This is a genomic window from Confluentibacter citreus (assembly GCF_002807055.1).
Lineage (GTDB): Bacteria > Bacteroidota > Bacteroidia > Flavobacteriales > Flavobacteriaceae > Confluentibacter > Confluentibacter citreus.
In genome coordinates, this window is the sequence record NZ_NIXN01000006.1 from 216575 (window position 1) to 232035 (window position 15461).

15 protein-coding genes are annotated in these 15461 nt (G+C 33.2%); 10 read left to right on the plus strand and 5 right to left on the minus strand.

The genetic code is table 11. The features are described 5' to 3' along the window. The first annotated feature begins 191 nt into the window (after window positions 1-191). The 6 genes from CDH49_RS12560 to CDH49_RS12585 all read left to right on the plus strand — a co-directional run bounded on the left by CDH49_RS12560 (window position 192) and on the right by CDH49_RS12585 (window position 6875). The gene (locus CDH49_RS12560; protein WP_100615878.1) at window positions 192-2741 is read left to right on the plus strand and encodes an ATP-dependent Clp protease ATP-binding subunit; all 2550 of its coding nucleotides are present in this window, start codon (window positions 192-194) and stop codon (window positions 2739-2741) included. Window positions 2742-2860: 119 nt separating this feature from the next. Beyond that, window positions 2861-3436, plus strand: coding sequence for an RNA polymerase sigma factor (locus CDH49_RS12565; protein ID WP_100615879.1), 576 nt, complete (start codon window positions 2861-2863; stop codon window positions 3434-3436). Then, window positions 3423-3995, plus strand: a complete 573-nt coding sequence (locus tag CDH49_RS12570; protein ID WP_239970656.1) for a hypothetical protein — start codon at window positions 3423-3425, stop codon at window positions 3993-3995. Before CDH49_RS12565 ends, CDH49_RS12570 begins: the two co-directional genes overlap by 14 nt. After that, entirely contained in the window at window positions 3973-5058 is a 1086-nt protein-coding gene (locus tag CDH49_RS12575; protein ID WP_100615880.1) for a hypothetical protein, read from the plus strand. The genes CDH49_RS12570 and CDH49_RS12575 overlap by 23 nt, the downstream gene beginning before the upstream one ends. Window positions 5059-5091: 33 nt before the next feature. Then, window positions 5092-5829 carry a head GIN domain-containing protein gene (locus CDH49_RS12580; RefSeq protein ID WP_100615881.1) on the plus strand — a complete coding sequence of 246 codons (738 nt, stop codon included), beginning with the start codon at window positions 5092-5094 and terminating at the stop codon, window positions 5827-5829. A gap of 11 nt (window positions 5830-5840) precedes the next feature. Continuing rightward, window positions 5841-6875, plus strand: a complete 1035-nt coding sequence (locus CDH49_RS12585) for a DUF2268 domain-containing putative Zn-dependent protease (RefSeq protein ID WP_204524825.1) — start codon at window positions 5841-5843, stop codon at window positions 6873-6875. A 111-nt stretch (window positions 6876-6986) separates the two neighbouring features. Here CDH49_RS12585 and CDH49_RS12590 read toward each other — a convergent pair whose 3' ends face one another. Together CDH49_RS12590 and CDH49_RS12595 are read right to left on the minus strand one after the other, a co-directional pair. Then, window positions 6987-8378 (minus strand): MFS transporter, encoded by a 1392-nt coding sequence (locus CDH49_RS12590; protein ID WP_100615882.1) that lies wholly within the window; start codon window positions 8376-8378, stop codon window positions 6987-6989. Between the two features lie 57 nt (window positions 8379-8435). Next, window positions 8436-9266 carry a M48 family metallopeptidase gene (locus CDH49_RS12595; protein WP_100615883.1) on the minus strand — a complete coding sequence of 277 codons (831 nt, stop codon included), beginning with the start codon at window positions 9264-9266 and terminating at the stop codon, window positions 8436-8438. A 162-nt stretch (window positions 9267-9428) separates the two neighbouring features. Between CDH49_RS12595 and msrB (CDH49_RS12600) the strand changes: the two genes are divergently transcribed. Both msrB (CDH49_RS12600) and msrB (CDH49_RS12605) read left to right on the plus strand, forming a co-directional pair. Beyond that, the gene (gene msrB, locus CDH49_RS12600) at window positions 9429-9905 is read left to right on the plus strand and encodes a peptide-methionine (R)-S-oxide reductase MsrB (protein ID WP_100615884.1); all 477 of its coding nucleotides are present in this window, start codon (window positions 9429-9431) and stop codon (window positions 9903-9905) included. Next, the gene (msrB, locus tag CDH49_RS12605) at window positions 9902-10303 is read left to right on the plus strand and encodes a peptide-methionine (R)-S-oxide reductase MsrB (RefSeq protein WP_100615885.1); all 402 of its coding nucleotides are present in this window, start codon (window positions 9902-9904) and stop codon (window positions 10301-10303) included. The genes msrB (CDH49_RS12600) and msrB (CDH49_RS12605) overlap by 4 nt, the downstream gene beginning before the upstream one ends. Window positions 10304-10314: 11 nt before the next feature. On the opposite strand, the gene CDH49_RS12610 is transcribed toward msrB (CDH49_RS12605), so the two are convergent. Continuing rightward, complete coding sequence (locus CDH49_RS12610) at window positions 10315-11598, minus strand: NAD(P)/FAD-dependent oxidoreductase (protein WP_100615886.1); 1284 nt, start codon at window positions 11596-11598, stop codon at window positions 10315-10317. Between the two features lie 106 nt (window positions 11599-11704). Here CDH49_RS12610 and lpdA point away from each other — a divergent pair, with 106 nt between their 5' ends. Then, window positions 11705-13081 carry a dihydrolipoyl dehydrogenase gene (gene lpdA, locus CDH49_RS12615; RefSeq protein WP_100615887.1) on the plus strand — a complete coding sequence of 459 codons (1377 nt, stop codon included), beginning with the start codon at window positions 11705-11707 and terminating at the stop codon, window positions 13079-13081. A gap of 144 nt (window positions 13082-13225) precedes the next feature. Here the strand turns inward: lpdA and aroQ are convergent, their stop codons facing one another. Both aroQ and CDH49_RS12625 read right to left on the minus strand, forming a co-directional pair. Then, window positions 13226-13642, minus strand: a complete 417-nt coding sequence (aroQ, locus tag CDH49_RS12620; protein WP_100615888.1) for a type II 3-dehydroquinate dehydratase — start codon at window positions 13640-13642, stop codon at window positions 13226-13228. A gap of 79 nt (window positions 13643-13721) precedes the next feature. Next, the gene (locus CDH49_RS12625) at window positions 13722-14279 is read right to left on the minus strand and encodes a porin family protein (protein ID WP_100615889.1); all 558 of its coding nucleotides are present in this window, start codon (window positions 14277-14279) and stop codon (window positions 13722-13724) included. Between the two features lie 163 nt (window positions 14280-14442). Here CDH49_RS12625 and xerA point away from each other — a divergent pair, with 163 nt between their 5' ends. Beyond that, window positions 14443-15339, plus strand: coding sequence for a site-specific tyrosine recombinase/integron integrase (gene xerA / locus CDH49_RS12630; protein ID WP_100615890.1), 897 nt, complete (start codon window positions 14443-14445; stop codon window positions 15337-15339). Window positions 15340-15461 lie beyond the last annotated feature (122 nt).

Below are 15461 nucleotides of genomic sequence, written 5' to 3' on the forward strand. Positions count from 1 at the left end.
GCGTTTTTACCCTACTTTTTCGTAGTTTTTATTAACAATCAACCACATGTTTTTCGTTGATAAGTATGCTGTTAAAAATTTTGATTTTATAAACTTTTTTTCGTCAATTAGCAACTTACAGTCATTATTAAGGCATAGTTTTTGCCCATAGCAAAATGTTTTAGTATTTTTATTGCAGAAAGAAGGTATTTATGGATGATAATTTTTCCCCAAGAGTAAAAGACGTAATAGCTTATAGCAAAGAAGAAGCACTTCGTTTAGGCCATGATTTTATTGGAACTGAACATTTAATGCTTGGATTATTACGAGACGGTAATGGTAAAGCCATTAATATATTAAATGCCCTTGATATAGACTTGAATCATTTAAGACGTAAAGTAGAAATACTGAGCCCTGCTAACCCAGCTATATCCGTATCTTCTAATCAAAAAAAGAATTTACATCTTACTAGGCAAGCAGAACGCGCTTTAAAAACGACCTTTTTAGAGGCTAAGCTTTTTCAAAGCACTTCAATAAATACAGCACACCTGCTTTTGTGTATTTTAAGAAATGAAAACGACCCAACGACCAAGCTTTTAAATAAGCTTAAAGTTGATTATGATAATGTTAAAGAACAATTCAAGTCCATGATTACAAATGACAATAACTTTATAGAACCAAAATCGGAATCTTTTCAAGATGACGATTCACATAATGATGATGACGCTACAAAAGATAGTTTATTTAATTCCCCTGCCGGAAAAACAAATAAAAAATCCAAAACACCAGTATTAGATAATTTTGGACGTGATTTAACGGCTCAAGCCGAAGAAGGTAAATTAGATCCTGTGGTGGGTAGGGAAAAAGAGATTGAGCGGGTTTCCCAAATATTAAGTAGACGAAAAAAGAACAATCCTCTACTTATTGGTGAGCCTGGGGTAGGTAAATCGGCTATTGCTGAAGGACTTGCTTTAAGAATTGTAAAACGTAAAGTGTCCCGTATTCTTTTCAATAAACGTGTGGTAACCCTCGATTTAGCAAGTTTAGTCGCAGGAACAAAATACCGCGGACAGTTTGAAGAGCGCATGAAAGCTGTTATGAATGAGCTTGAAAAGAATGACGATGTTATCCTCTTTATTGATGAAATCCATACTATTGTGGGCGCTGGCGGTGCGACAGGAAGTTTAGATGCCTCCAATATGTTTAAACCGGCATTGGCAAGGGGCGAAATTCAATGTATTGGTGCTACAACACTTGATGAGTACAGGCAGTATATTGAAAAAGATGGCGCTTTGGAACGTCGTTTTCAGAAAGTTATCGTAGAACCTACAACGGTTGAAGAAACCATTGAAATCCTTAACAACATTAAAAGCAAATATGAAGATCATCATAACGTAGACTATACACCAGAAGCCATCGAGGCTTGTGTGAAACTTACAAATCGTTATATGACTGAACGTTTTTTACCAGACAAAGCTATTGACGCTTTGGATGAAGCGGGTTCACGGGTACACATAATAAACATTGAAGTTCCAAAACAAATCCTTGAGTTGGAAAAACAACTTGAAGAGGTTAAGGAAACCAAGAATTCTGTTGTAAGAAAGCAAAAATATGAGGAGGCCGCCAAACTTCGTGACGATGAAAAGCGGATTGAAAAGGAATTAGCTATAGCCCAAGAAAAATGGGAGGAGGAAACCAAGCAGCACCGTGAAATCGTTACAGAAGACAATGTGGCGGACGTGGTATCTATGATGACCGGAATACCTGTAAATAGAATTGCGCAAACCGAAATCAATAAACTTGCGGAATTACCAAATTTGATAAAAGGAAAAGTAATTGGTCAAGATGATGCAGTTGCCAAAGTGGTAAAAGCGATTCAACGTAATCGTGCGGGCTTAAAAGACCCTAACAAGCCTATTGGCTCATTTATATTTTTAGGTCAAACAGGTGTCGGTAAAACACAGTTAGCCAAAGTTTTATCTAGGGAATTATTTGATAGTGAAGACTCCTTAGTTAGAATTGATATGAGTGAATACATGGAGAAATTCGCCATTTCTAGATTGGTTGGAGCGCCTCCTGGTTATGTTGGTTATGAAGAAGGCGGTCAATTAACGGAAAAAGTAAGACGTAAACCTTACGCTGTTATTCTTTTAGATGAAATTGAAAAAGCCCACCCAGATGTTTTCAATATGCTTTTGCAAGTGCTGGATGATGGTTATTTAACGGATAGTTTAGGAAGAAAAATAGATTTTAGAAATACTATTATCATAATGACTTCCAACATTGGCGCTAGAAAGCTTAAGGATTTTGGTACTGGTATTGGTTTTGGCACTTCCTCGCAAAAAGAACAAGAAGATGCCAATGCAAAAAGTATCATTGAAAATGCCCTCAAAAAATCATTTGCTCCTGAGTTTTTAAATAGAATTGATGATGTGGTTGTGTTTAATCCTTTAGAGAGAGAAGATATCGATAAAATTATTGATATTGAATTAAACAAACTTTTATTAAGAATTAAAGATTTAGGATATATTCTAGAACTTAGTGAAAGTGCTAAAGATTATATTGCTGAAAAAGGTTTTGATAAGCAATATGGCGCCAGACCATTAAAACGTGCCATTCAAAAATATGTTGAAGATGCTTTAGCTGAAGAAATTATCACTTCACATTTACAAGATGGCGATAAGATTTTAATAGATTTAGATAAAGAAAAGGATGAACTTAAAATCAAAGTTGAAAAAGCTGAAAAACCAGCTGAATCTTAATATTTAAATGTCATTTTTTTAAATTTAATTCCCACATTATCATGATGTGGGAATTTTTTTTTTGATAAAACTGTAACAAATAAAACCTCATGTAATCTTTACTATAACAAATTGATTTATTGACGCCAACTGAATTAAATATTGAACAACTTGTAGAGCTTTGTAAATCTGGTAACCAATCAGCGCAATTGGAAATTTATAACAGATATTATAAAGCCATGTATAATACGTCTTTAAGAATTGTTAAAGATTCGTTTGAGGCTGAAGATATTATGCAAGACGCTTTTTTGTTAGCATTTACTAAGTTAGAAAGCCTCATGGATGTGAATACGTTTGGTTCTTGGTTAAAACGGATTGTTGTAAATAATAGCATATATCATTATAAAAAAAACATAAGGATTAAAGAAGTTCTTTTGGATGGTATGATATATAAAATTGAAGACGATTATAATGGTTTTAGTGAAGATTATGAATTTACAAACTTGAAAGCTCAAGAAATATTAAATACAATGAAATTATTAAAAGATAGCTACAGAATTTCTTTAACATTACATCTCATTGAAGGGTATGATTACGAAGAAATAAGTGAAATTATGAATATTAACAATGCAAATTGCAGAACATTAATTTCGAGAGCTAAAGATAGTTTAAGAAGGAAATTAATAATAACATCAGTAAATAATGGAAATGCATAAGGATGATATAGATAAGTTATTTGATGATTTAAAAAATGATTTTGATGTTGAAATACCAAATAGTCAACATACGCAAAAGTTTTTAAATAAGCTGAATAATAAAGGTGGTTTACACTTAAATGAAAGCCGTAAACAAAGGCGTCGTTTGTGGTATAGTTTAAGTGGTATAGCCGCCTCTATTGTATTAATAATATCGCTTTTCACTATGAAACAACAAACTGATTCATCTAGAGATTTGGCAAGTGTGTCCCCACAAATGGCTGAAACACAAGATTTTTTTACAAATACCATCAATCATGAATTGGAGAAAATTAAAAATGAATCCGATCCAGAAGTTCAATTGATAATAAAAGATGCATTTTTCAGAATAAAGAAATTAGAAAAAGATTATGAATCATTGACCTATGATTTACATGTTAGTGGCAACGATAACCGTGTTATTTATGCCATGATATCTAACTTTCAGAGTAGAATAGATATATTAAAAAACACCTTAGAACAGATTAATAACGTAAAACAATTAAAAAACAAAACAAATGAAACGAGTTCTACAATATAAATTACTTGCTATATTTTTATTGCCCTTATTTATTTCAGCTTCTGAAATTCCAGCGGACAAACACACCAAACAAAAAACCATTAAACAGGAATTTTCTGTTGGCACATACGCAACTTTAAAAATTGATAATAGCTACGGAAATTTAAATGTTATTACTTGGGATGAAAACAGAATTGTTATAGAGGTTACTGTTACTACTTCGGGTAATGATGAAGAAAAAGTAATTAATAGATTAAATGATATAACCGTTGATTTTAATGCATCAACAAATTATGTATCAGCCAAAACAAATTTTAGTAGCGATAAATCAAAATCATGGTTTAATTGGGGTAAAAATAATAATGTAAATATGAAAATCGATTACATTATAAAAATGCCTATAACCAACAATGTAGATTTAAATAATGACTATGGAAATATTAATTTAGATAAGCTTAAAGGCTACTCCAAAATAAATTGTGATTATGGAAAGATTACAACTAAAGAGTTGTTGGGTGATAGTAATAAATTGTCGTTTGACTATACTAAGAACAGCTATTTTGAATATATAAAAAATGCTGAAATCCATGCCGATTATAGTAGTTTCACTGTTTCAAAAGCAGTTAATATAGAACTGTATGCTGATTATACGGATTCTAAAATTGAAGAAGTAGAAAACATTAAATACACTTCCGATTATGGAAATATCAAAGTTTCCAAAGCAAATAACGTTACTGGTAAAGGTGATTATTTAACTGTGATAATTGGCGATGTTTACAAGAATATTGAGATTGCCTCCGATTATGGCTCCATTAAAATAAGTCGATTAATGGAAAACGCTGGGAATGTTTCAATAAGAAGCAATTATACAGGAATTAATATAGGATATGCTCCAGATTACCATTTTAGTTTCGACATTAATTTAGAATATGCTTCTTTAAGAAATAGTGATGGTCTTGAATTTCTTAAGAAAAGAATGGAATCAACCACCAATTATTATAGTGGCTTTTACGGAAATGCTAACTCTGGAAACATGATAAAAATAACATCAGAATACGGAAGTGTTTCTTTAATAAAAAATTAATTTATCAAATCATAAACATTTAAAATTATAATCATGAAATCATCAATCAAAAAACAAACAGTATTAATCATTGCAAGCATCTTTTTCATTTCGGCATCCTATGCACAATTGGGGAAAAAAGTAAAAGGGAATGGAAATATGACTACTATTACCAGAACAACTTCGGATTATGAAAGTATAAAATGCGCTGGGTCTTTCGATTATATTTTAGTTGAAGGTAATGAAGGCCAAATCAAAATAGAAGGTGAAGAAAATTTATTGGAATACATTATTACCGAAGTAAAAAATAACGCTTTAATTGTCAAGGTAAAAGATCATGCAAGCATCAGTTCAAGCCAAAATAAAACCATAAAAGTAACCATTCCTTTTAAGGAAGTAAGCGCCATATCACTTGCAGGTTCTGGTGATTTATGGAATGAGGATATCATCACATCTGATAATTTAAATGTTTCTCTTGCAGGTTCTGGTGATATTGTTTTAAATGTGAATACAACTACAATTGAAGGGGCTTTGGCAGGTTCTGGTGATTTAACCTTAAAAGGCACTACAAATAATCTGATTGCTAAAGTGGCTGGTTCTGGTGATTTTCATGGTGCTGATTTAAAATCAAATGATACAGACGTTTCTATTAGTGGCTCTGGAGATGCCAAAGTGTTAAGTTTAGAAAGTTTAAAAGCTAGAGTTGCTGGTTCTGGAGATATCGTGTATTCAGGGAATCCTAGTAAAGAAGATAGCAAAGTAAGTGGCTCCGGAAGTATTCGCAGTAAATAATATCAACAAATATGAAAAAGAGAGGGAAAATATTAATATTCGGACTTTTCATAAGTTTATCATCTTGTAAAGAAACTACAAAACAAAGTGAAAATACAAATCCTGAATCCGAATATATTGAACAAATCAAAAATTTATCGGACAGTATTAATGTACAAGGAATAACTATCAAAAACCTTTTCAAAAGTCAAATTTTAGCACATCAAGGAACAGAATATGATAGTACAATGATTATCGAAAAAGTTTACCGCCCTCACCAAAAACTTTGGGATGACTGCTACGGAATGATTTTCGGAGAGGAGAACAGTCATAAATTCAATACTACGCAAGGAATGGTGAAATGGAACAGAACTCTTTATCCTGAAAACAAATCTTTCTTCGACCAAAGAGCAAAAATGCTTTTAAACATGAATTTAGATTCAGTTTTACAAAAAAATCTCACCAGATTCAATCAATTAGTGCCTCACAAAATAAAATCTACAATAAGTATTTTGTTCACGCCAATTGAAGGCATTTTATTTGGTGGCTGCGAAAATGACAAATTTTGTATTGAATTAAACTATAAAGAAAGTGAGATAGATTACATTATTGAGAAAGGTTTGCCGCACGAATTAAATCACCTAGCATACGAACCTTTTCGGGAAAATGACCCGAAAAAGAAATCTGCGTTAAGACAAACTATCGACGAAGGATTTGCTTGTTATTTTGCCTGGGTGTTTTTTAACGGACAAATTTCAAAATATGAAGCCGTTGAGAATATGACCGAAAGCGACTGGGATTGGTATCAGGCAAATGAAAAAAGACTTTTTAATGAATTAAGACAATACTTTGAAGACGAAAGTGGTGATAATCCATTATTGAGAAATGACAAATTAAAATTATTTAAAGAAGCACCCAAAAGTCTGAACTATTGGTTAGGTTTTCGAATCATAGAAAAGTATGTTGAAAAAAATGGAGCGGATAGCTGGAGAGATATTTATGAATTAAATGTTCAAGATGTTTTGGATAAAAGTGGATATGAAATGTTTATAAATGAGATAAAATAGCTGTTGCTAACACTAGTTTACGTATACTGATAATATAAACTGCCTTTGGCAATGAATGTGTTAACAAAACAATTATAGAAAGACGTTTAATTTAACGTCTTTTTTATTGTATTATAATTCAGGATTCTTACCTGGTACTCTTAATAATAAAATGATTCCTGCTAAAAAGAACAAAAATAAAAATAGAATACCATTTCGCATGCTACCCGTAATTTGGTCGATGGTAGCAAAAATCACCATTCCTATTACAATGCCTATTTTTTCGGCAACATCATAAAAACTAAAATACGAGGTAGTATCTTCTGTTTCTGGTAAAAACTTCGAATATGTTGATCGTGCCAATGCTTGAATCCCTCCCATTACCAAACCTACTATAGATGCCGCTATATAAAATTGAAGAGGCGTTTCCATAAAATAAGCATAAAAGCACAACGACATCCATATCAGATTAACAAAAATCAAAGTTTTTATATTTCCAAATGTAGCCGAAGCCTTTGATGTTAAAATGGCGCCAATTATTGCCACCAATTGAATAATCAATATACTCCCTATAAGTCCTGTTGTTTTTTCTGCATCTCCTCCCCAAGCAATTTCTTCTTCACCAAAATAAACAGCTACTAACATAATGGTTTGAACGGCCATGCTGAATACAAAAAACGCATATAAATAACGTTTCAGTCTTAAATTTTGTTTCAATTCTTTCCAAACCAATCTCAATTCCCTTAATCCATTAAAGACAATTGCTTTAGTAACTTTGTGCCCAGAGGACGTTCCTTTTGGTAACCAATAAAATGAATACTGACTAAATAGTGCCCACCACAACCCTACTGTGATAAAGGAAACCTTCATAGCTTCAAAAGAAGCTGCATTCTTGGCTTTTAGCAAAGCTTCTTGAATTTCTTTATCTGTTGCCGTTTTACTTATTGATTCAGGTATGCTTACATCAAATCCAAAATATTGAGGGAACATCACCATTCCGAGATTTAATATCAATAGAATAACACTCCCAAGATAACCATAAGAAAACCCTTTAGCACTCACTTTATCTTGTTGGTCTTCAAAAGCAATATCAGGCAAATACGAATTATAAAAAACCAAACTACCCCAATAGCCTATCAATCCCATAAAATAGAACAATAGACTTAAATGGATTTTATCCGAAGATATGTCAAACCAATACAATCCAATGCAACCAGCACTTCCAATGTAACAGAAAAATTTCATGAAATTTTTCTTATTACCAACATAATCAGCAATTCCTGACAATATCGGTGATGTAAAAGCAACAACTAAAAAAGTAAAGGCAGTTACAAAAGTTATCAGTGCCGTACTTTTAAATTCAAATCCAAAAGCACTAACAACTTTTAGTTCGTTTAAAAATAATGCTGAATAAAATATTGGGAATATGGACGACGCTATAGTTAACGTATAAACCGAATTTGCCCAATCATAAAAAGCCCAAGCATTTAGTAGCTTTTTGCTTCCTTTTTCTAATACTGCCATAATAAAAAAGCTGCCCGTTAATAAGCAGCTTCTAAAGTAATTAAATATTTTATATAACTAGAATTTTCCTAAAGGCCTATATGTTGTCACCCCAAACTTTTTAGCTTCTTCTTTGGCCAAGGGTGCTAACTTTTTAAGTTCTGCAATACGTGAGTCGTTTGATGGATGTGTACTTAAAAATTCTGGCGGTGCTTGACCCCCACTATTAGCTTTCATACGTACCCATAATGCTGCGGCCTCATCTGGACTATAACCAGCTATAGCCATTAAATATAAACCTATTTTGTCCGCTTCAGACTCATGACTTCTACTAAATGGTAGCATCACTCCTACTTGAGAACCAATACCATAAGCTTGGTTAAACATATTTCTAGTTTGTTCATCTTTAATTGCAACATTACCTGCTACAGCACCTAACTGTTGTAACATACCAGCACTCATACGTTGCTGTCCATGATTAGCCAATGCATGTGCAACCTCGTGACCCATAATGGCAGCTATAGCCGTTTCATTTTCTGCAATAGGCAAAATTCCCGTATAGAAAACTATTTTTCCACCAGGCATACACCAAGCATTCACAGTTTTATCTTCTACCAAATTATATTCCCACTTGTAATCATTAAGATACCCTTGCTGTCCATTAGCATTCATCCAACGCTCCGTAGCAGATTTAATCCGCTCTCCCACTCTAGAAATCATGTCGGACTGTTTTGTGCCTTTAATAACTTTGTTTTCATTTAAAAACTGATCATACTGTGCAAATGCAGTTGGGAACAGTTGTGAATTAGGAACCAACGCTAATGTTGACTTTCCTGTAAACGGATTGGTTGCACAAGAAATAATTATAGCTAAAGCTACAAATCCTAGAAGGGTATTTTTAAGTTTCATTGTTTTGAATGTTTATAAAAAATTTTTATTAAAAGTACAAAAACCGTTCCTTATTGTGTTATATTTAATCTTTTGTTTTTTATAAAATTCAAACATTTAAATTGAATTAATGTGTTATGTTCCGCGTCTATTATCGACATACATGAAACGAATTAAATTACTATGAAAAAAATAATATTATTGTTTACTATGATAGGCTTGATAAGTTGTAATGGTAATGCACAAAAAGAAACTAAAAAAGAATCAAAAACGTATAAGGTAACTAAAACGGAAGCAGAATGGAAATCACAACTTTCAGCTTTAGAGTATCATGTTCTTAGAGAGGAAGGTACCGAAAGAGCTTTTACCAGTCCTTTAAACGCAAACTACAAAGAAGGTATGTATGTGTGTAAAGCTTGTAGTACACCTTTATTTAAAAGTGAAAATAAATTTGATTCCGGTACTGGATGGCCAAGTTTTGACCAAGAAATAAAAGGAAGCGTGGCTTTTTCAAGCGGCTCAGACTATTATGGAAGAGAAGAACACTGCGCAACATGTGGAGGCCATTTAGGTCATGTGTTTAATGATGGCCCTAAAAAAACAACAGGTAAACGCCATTGTATCAATGGTGTTGCTTTAAAATTTATTCCAAATAAATGAGTAAATACAAAATAAGTAAAACAGAAGACGAGTGGCGCAATGAACTCTCGGAAGAGCAATTTAGAATCCTAAGAAAAAAAGGAACTGAAAGACCACATACTGGCACATACAATCTTCATTTTGAAAAGGGCATATATACGTGCGCTGCCTGCAATCAAAAATTATTTGAAAGCGATAGTAAGTTTGATGCGCATTGCGGTTGGCCGAGTTTTGATAAATCCATTAAAGGCACTGTTGAATATGTTCTGGATAAAACTCATGGCATGCTTAGAACCGAAATTGTTTGTTCTAATTGTGGAGGACATTTAGGGCATGTGTTTAATGATGGCCCAACAGAAACTGGCACTAGGTATTGCGTGAATTCATTGAGTATTGATTTTGAAAAAGATGGACAATAGTTTATAAAATATCACCTTTTCAATTTCTTCTTATAGGGTCTAATAATCAACCTAGCTTCTCTATCGAACCTAATATAATTATATACCCAATTAATAAAAACAACCATACGGTTTCTAAAACCTATTAGAAAAAACAAGTGCACATACATCCAAACATACCAAGCAAAAATACCTTGAAATTTAAAGTGTTTTAAATCCACCACTGCTTTGTTTCTACCAATGGTTGCCATAGCGCCTTTATCTTTATAGACAAAAGGCTTCATAGGTTTTTCCTCTATCAATCTAAGCATATTATCGCCTAGTTGTTCGCCTTGCTGAATGGCTGGTTGTGCCATCATGGGTAAGCCATCTGGAAATTCTTCAGTGACCAAGCAAGCAATATCGCCCACTGCAAAAATAGTACTGAACCCTTTAACTTGGTTGAATTCGTTGACCAATAATCTATTGCCACGTGTAACTAGTTCAGCCGCATCCAAGCCTTTTATGGTTGCTCCCATAACGCCAGCAGCCCAAATTAAGGTGGCTGTTTCAAACACTAGGTCTGTATTTGTAGTTACTGTTTTTCCGTCATAATTGGTCACTCTAACATTCTTCCAAATATTAACACCCAATTTTTCTAAAAAATCTTCTGCTTTTTGGGACGCCTTGTCACTCATGCCCTTTAAAATACAATCACTGGATTGAACAATATGGATTTGAGCCAATCGCGTATCTAAATCAGGGTAATCTTTCGGTAAAATGCCTTTTTTGATTTCAGCTAAGGCACCAGCCAATTCAACACCCGTTGGTCCTCCTCCAACAATGACAAAATTCATTAAGGAATTACGTTCATTTAAATCTGAAGTCAATAAAGCTTCCTCAAAATTTTCAAGAATTAAACTTCTCAAATTAAGGGATTGCGGTATGGTTTTCATGGCCATACTATTCGCTTTTATAGTTTCATTGCCAAAATAATTGGTTTTAGAACCCGAAGCAATCACTAAATAATCAAATTTAAGTTCCCCAATATCAGTAATAACTCTGCTATTTAATGTATCAATTTCATCAACATGTGCCAATCTAAAATAAAAGTTCGGAAAATCCTTAAGTATCTTTCTAATTGGGTAAGCTATGGAATCAGGTTCTAATCCGCCTGTAGATACTTGATATAATAAAGGTTGAAATGTATGGTAATTATGTTTATCCAATAAAACAACTTGAACTTCTTGCTTTGATAATTTTTTTGCTAGGGAAATTCCAGCAAAGCCACCTCCGATAATCACTATTCTGGGGTAACTTGTTCTTGGTATGTTCATATATTGATGCTTACAAGACAAAGGTAGCATAAAGATGTAAATTTATGGAGTTCTAAATTCTTTATTAGAATTCGATTTTGTAAATTCGTAACCTAAAATTTAAGTAATGAATAAATACGATATTATAGTTCTTGGAAGTGGTCCGGGTGGATATGTAACAGCTATTAGAGCTTCTCAGTTGGGTTTTAAAACAGCTGTTGTAGAAAAAGAAAATCTTGGTGGTGTATGTTTAAATTGGGGTTGTATTCCTACTAAAGCATTATTAAAATCGGCTCAGGTTTTTGAATATTTAAAACATGCTGGCGATTACGGACTTTCTGTTAAAGATTATGATAAAGATTTTGGTGCCGTTGTAAAACGCAGTCGTGGTGTTGCAGATGGCATGAGTAAAGGTGTGCAGTTTTTAATGAAGAAAAATAAAATTGATGTCATTGAAGGCTACGGAAAATTAAAACCGGGCAAAAAGGTTGATGTTGATGGTACGGAATATAGTGCCGACCATATTATTATAGCCACTGGTGCGCGTTCCCGTGAATTGCCCAGTTTACCACAGGATGGTAAAAAAGTCATTGGTTATAGAGAAGCCATGAGTTTAACTTCGCAACCAAAAAAGATGATTGTTGTGGGTTCTGGTGCCATTGGTGTTGAGTTTGCCTATTTCTACAATTCCATGGGAACGGAAGTGACCATCGTAGAATTTTTACCAAACATTGTTCCTGTTGAAGATGAAGATATTTCTAAACAATTAGAAAAGTCATTCACTAAAAGCGGTATAAAAATTATGACCTCTGCTGAAGTTACTAAAGTCGATACGTCTGGAAATGGCGTAAAAGCGACTGTAAAAACTAGTAAAGGTGAAGAAATTCTTGAAGCGGATATTATTTTATCCGCCGTAGGTATAAAAACCAATATTGAAAACATTGGCTTGGAAGATGTGGGGATTGTGGTTGATAGAGATAAAATTATTGTTGACAAATTCTATAAAACAAACATACCTGGTTATTACGCCATTGGCGATGTAACTCCTGGGCAAGCATTAGCTCACGTGGCATCTGCTGAAGGTATTTTATGTGTTGAAAACATTAAAGGTATGCATGTTGAAGCTTTAGATTATGGTAATATTCCTGGTTGCACCTATTGTTCTCCCGAAATTGCAAGCGTAGGTTTAACTGAAAAACAAGCAAAAGATAAAGGCTTTGATATTAAAGTCGGTAAATTTCCATTCTCAGCATCTGGTAAGGCAAGTGCTAGTGGAAATAAAGATGGTTTTGTAAAAGTTATATTTGATGCTAAATATGGTGAATGGTTAGGTTGCCATATGATAGGTGCTGGCGTTACCGATATGATTGCTGAAGCTGTATTGGGTAGAAAGCTCGAAACGACAGGGCATGATGTTTTAAAAACAGTTCACCCGCACCCTACTATGAGTGAAGCGGTTATGGAAGCTGTGGCAGCTGCTTATGATGAGGTAATTCATCTTTAAGACAACTTAGAAGATTAGATTGTTAGACAAATTAGATTTGACATAAAAAAGTTCCAGTATAATCTGGAACTTTTTGTTTTTATTGAATATATGCTTATCTAAATTTCTAAAAATCTAATTGTGTCTAATATTCTAAGTAGTCTATCACAAAAAACTTTGAATCGCCAATTCATAACTCTGCAAGCCAAAACCTAAAATAACCCCTTTGGCATTTGGAGAAATAAACGAGGTATGCCTAAATTCTTCTCTGCTAAATGTATTGGAAATATGCACTTCTACAACGGGTGTTTTAATCGCTTTTACGGCATCACCAATACCAATAGATGTATGTGTGTAAGCAGCAGCATTTAAAACGATGCCATCATAGGTAAATCCGACTTCTTGTAATTTATCAATAAGTTCACCTTCTATATTGGATTGAAAATAATCAATTTTCACCTTTGGGTACTTATCTTTAATGGTTTCAAGAAATTCAGTAAATGTTAAACTTCCATAAATCTCAGGTTCACGTTTACCCAATAAATTTAAGTTCGGACCGTTAATTATGATTAGTTTTTTCATGCAGCAAATATATTAAATTTTACACATAAAAAAGGGAAGTCTATTAGACTTCCCTTTTTTAATTTCAATTCATTAATGATTAGAAAAAATAACCAACACTTAAGCTAAGTACATTATTCTTTGCATCTACATCCTCAATTATTTCACTAAATCCTAATACATAGCGAGCTTGAAAAAACAAACCTGTTTCCATTTTGTATTGAACTCCAAAAGCGGCACCTAAATCAATACTTTCAGCATCTAAACTTTCAGATTCTCCTTCTGCCTCAACTTTGTCAGTTATATTAAATCCAATTTGTGGTCCAGCTTGAATACTAAAACCTTCAGCAACTGAAAAATCTGCTAAAATTGGCAAATTTATATAATCTAACTTTCCAGTAACATCTACTCCACTTTCAGACACTGTAAAACCTTGTGATGAATATACTAATTCAGGCTGTATTGCAAACTTTTCTGAAATAGCAATATTAGCTACACCACCAATGTGAAATGATGTTCTACCATCTAAGTCCTCCACATCATCTCCTGATAAAGACGCAAAGTTAACACCAGCTTTTGCTCCGAATTTTACCTCTTGAGCATTTACATTATTCATTGCTAATACCGCAATAACTGCGGATAATAATAGTTTTTTCATAATTTTTATAATTAAATTTGGTTAATTCGCAACAAAAGAAAGTATTTTATTTCATATTGACAAATGAATTCTGATATATTTTAACTTTTAATCTGAATTATTTGCGTTTCAACGAGTTATATTTACCTTACTTTTCTGATATAATTACTTTATTTTTACATCTATGAAATGGCAAAACGCACTTAAGGATTATCAACTCTACCTAAAGATTGAACGGGGTTTGTCTAAAAACTCTATTGATAATTATACATTGGATGTGAAAAAACTTATACTTTATCTAGAAGCAAACGAAATCTCCCATTCACCCATTTCTATTACGTCTGAAATTGTTCAACAATTTATTTATGAATTGGCTAAAAGTGCGAATGCACGTTCGCAATCGCGAATCATTTCTGGTTTAAGAAGTTTCTTTAGTTATTTAATTTTTGAAGATTATAGAGACGATAATCCGTTGGAACTTATTGAGTCGCCTAAAATTGGCATTAAATTACCAGATACCTTAGCCGAAGAAGACATCGACAACCTTATTAATGCCATCGATTTAAGCAAACCTGAAGGCGAGCGAAATAGAGCGATTCTTGAAACTTTATATGGTTGTGGCTTACGTGTTAGCGAATTGGTTAACCTTAAATTATCCGATTTGTTTTTTGAGGAAGGTTTTATTAAAGTCACTGGTAAAGGTGATAAGCAACGTTTTGTACCCATTGTTGAAACGACCCAAAAATATATCAATATTTATAGAAAAGAAGTGCGTTCACATCTTACTATACAATCAGGATTTGAAGATACTTTGTTCTTAAACCGACGAGGTAAACAACTTACTCGTGCCATGATTTTTACTATCATAAAACAATTGGCAGAAAAAATCGGACTCAAAAAAAGCATTTCTCCCCATACGTTCCGTCATTCGTTTGCAACCCACTTATTACAAAATAATGCCGATTTACGATCCATACAACTCATGTTGGGGCATGAAAGTATAACAACCACAGAAATCTATGTTCATCTGGATAAAAGCCATTTAACCAAAGTGGTTCAAAAATATCATCCAAGGAAATAGCTGTTAGCTGTTAGCTGTTAGCTGTTAGCTGTTAGCTGTTAGCTGTTAGCTGTTAGCTGTTAGCTGTTAGCTGTTAGCTGTTAGCTGTTAGCACAAAATTAAAAAATCCAGTATAAACTGGA

Coding starts and splice junctions, on each gene's coding strand:
- lpdA (WP_100615887.1), top strand. CDS start 11,705: ATGAATAAATACGATATTATAGTTCTTGGAAGTGGTCCGGGTGGATAT.
- CDH49_RS12560 (WP_100615878.1), top strand. CDS start 192: ATGGATGATAATTTTTCCCCAAGAGTAAAAGACGTAATAGCTTATAGC.
- aroQ (WP_100615888.1), bottom strand. CDS start 13,642: ATGAAAAAACTAATCATAATTAACGGTCCGAACTTAAATTTATTGGGT.
- CDH49_RS12595 (WP_100615883.1), bottom strand. CDS start 9,266: ATGAAACTTAAAAATACCCTTCTAGGATTTGTAGCTTTAGCTATAATT.
- CDH49_RS12585 (WP_204524825.1), top strand. CDS start 5,841: ATGAAAAAGAGAGGGAAAATATTAATATTCGGACTTTTCATAAGTTTA.
- CDH49_RS12570 (WP_239970656.1), top strand. CDS start 3,423: ATGGAAATGCATAAGGATGATATAGATAAGTTATTTGATGATTTAAAA.
- CDH49_RS12575 (WP_100615880.1), top strand. CDS start 3,973: ATGAAACGAGTTCTACAATATAAATTACTTGCTATATTTTTATTGCCC.
- xerA (WP_100615890.1), top strand. CDS start 14,443: ATGAAATGGCAAAACGCACTTAAGGATTATCAACTCTACCTAAAGATT.
- CDH49_RS12610 (WP_100615886.1), bottom strand. CDS start 11,598: ATGAACATACCAAGAACAAGTTACCCCAGAATAGTGATTATCGGAGGT.
- msrB (WP_100615884.1), top strand. CDS start 9,429: ATGAAAAAAATAATATTATTGTTTACTATGATAGGCTTGATAAGTTGT.
- msrB (WP_100615885.1), top strand. CDS start 9,902: ATGAGTAAATACAAAATAAGTAAAACAGAAGACGAGTGGCGCAATGAA.
- CDH49_RS12590 (WP_100615882.1), bottom strand. CDS start 8,378: ATGGCAGTATTAGAAAAAGGAAGCAAAAAGCTACTAAATGCTTGGGCT.
- CDH49_RS12625 (WP_100615889.1), bottom strand. CDS start 14,279: ATGAAAAAACTATTATTATCCGCAGTTATTGCGGTATTAGCAATGAAT.
- CDH49_RS12580 (WP_100615881.1), top strand. CDS start 5,092: ATGAAATCATCAATCAAAAAACAAACAGTATTAATCATTGCAAGCATC.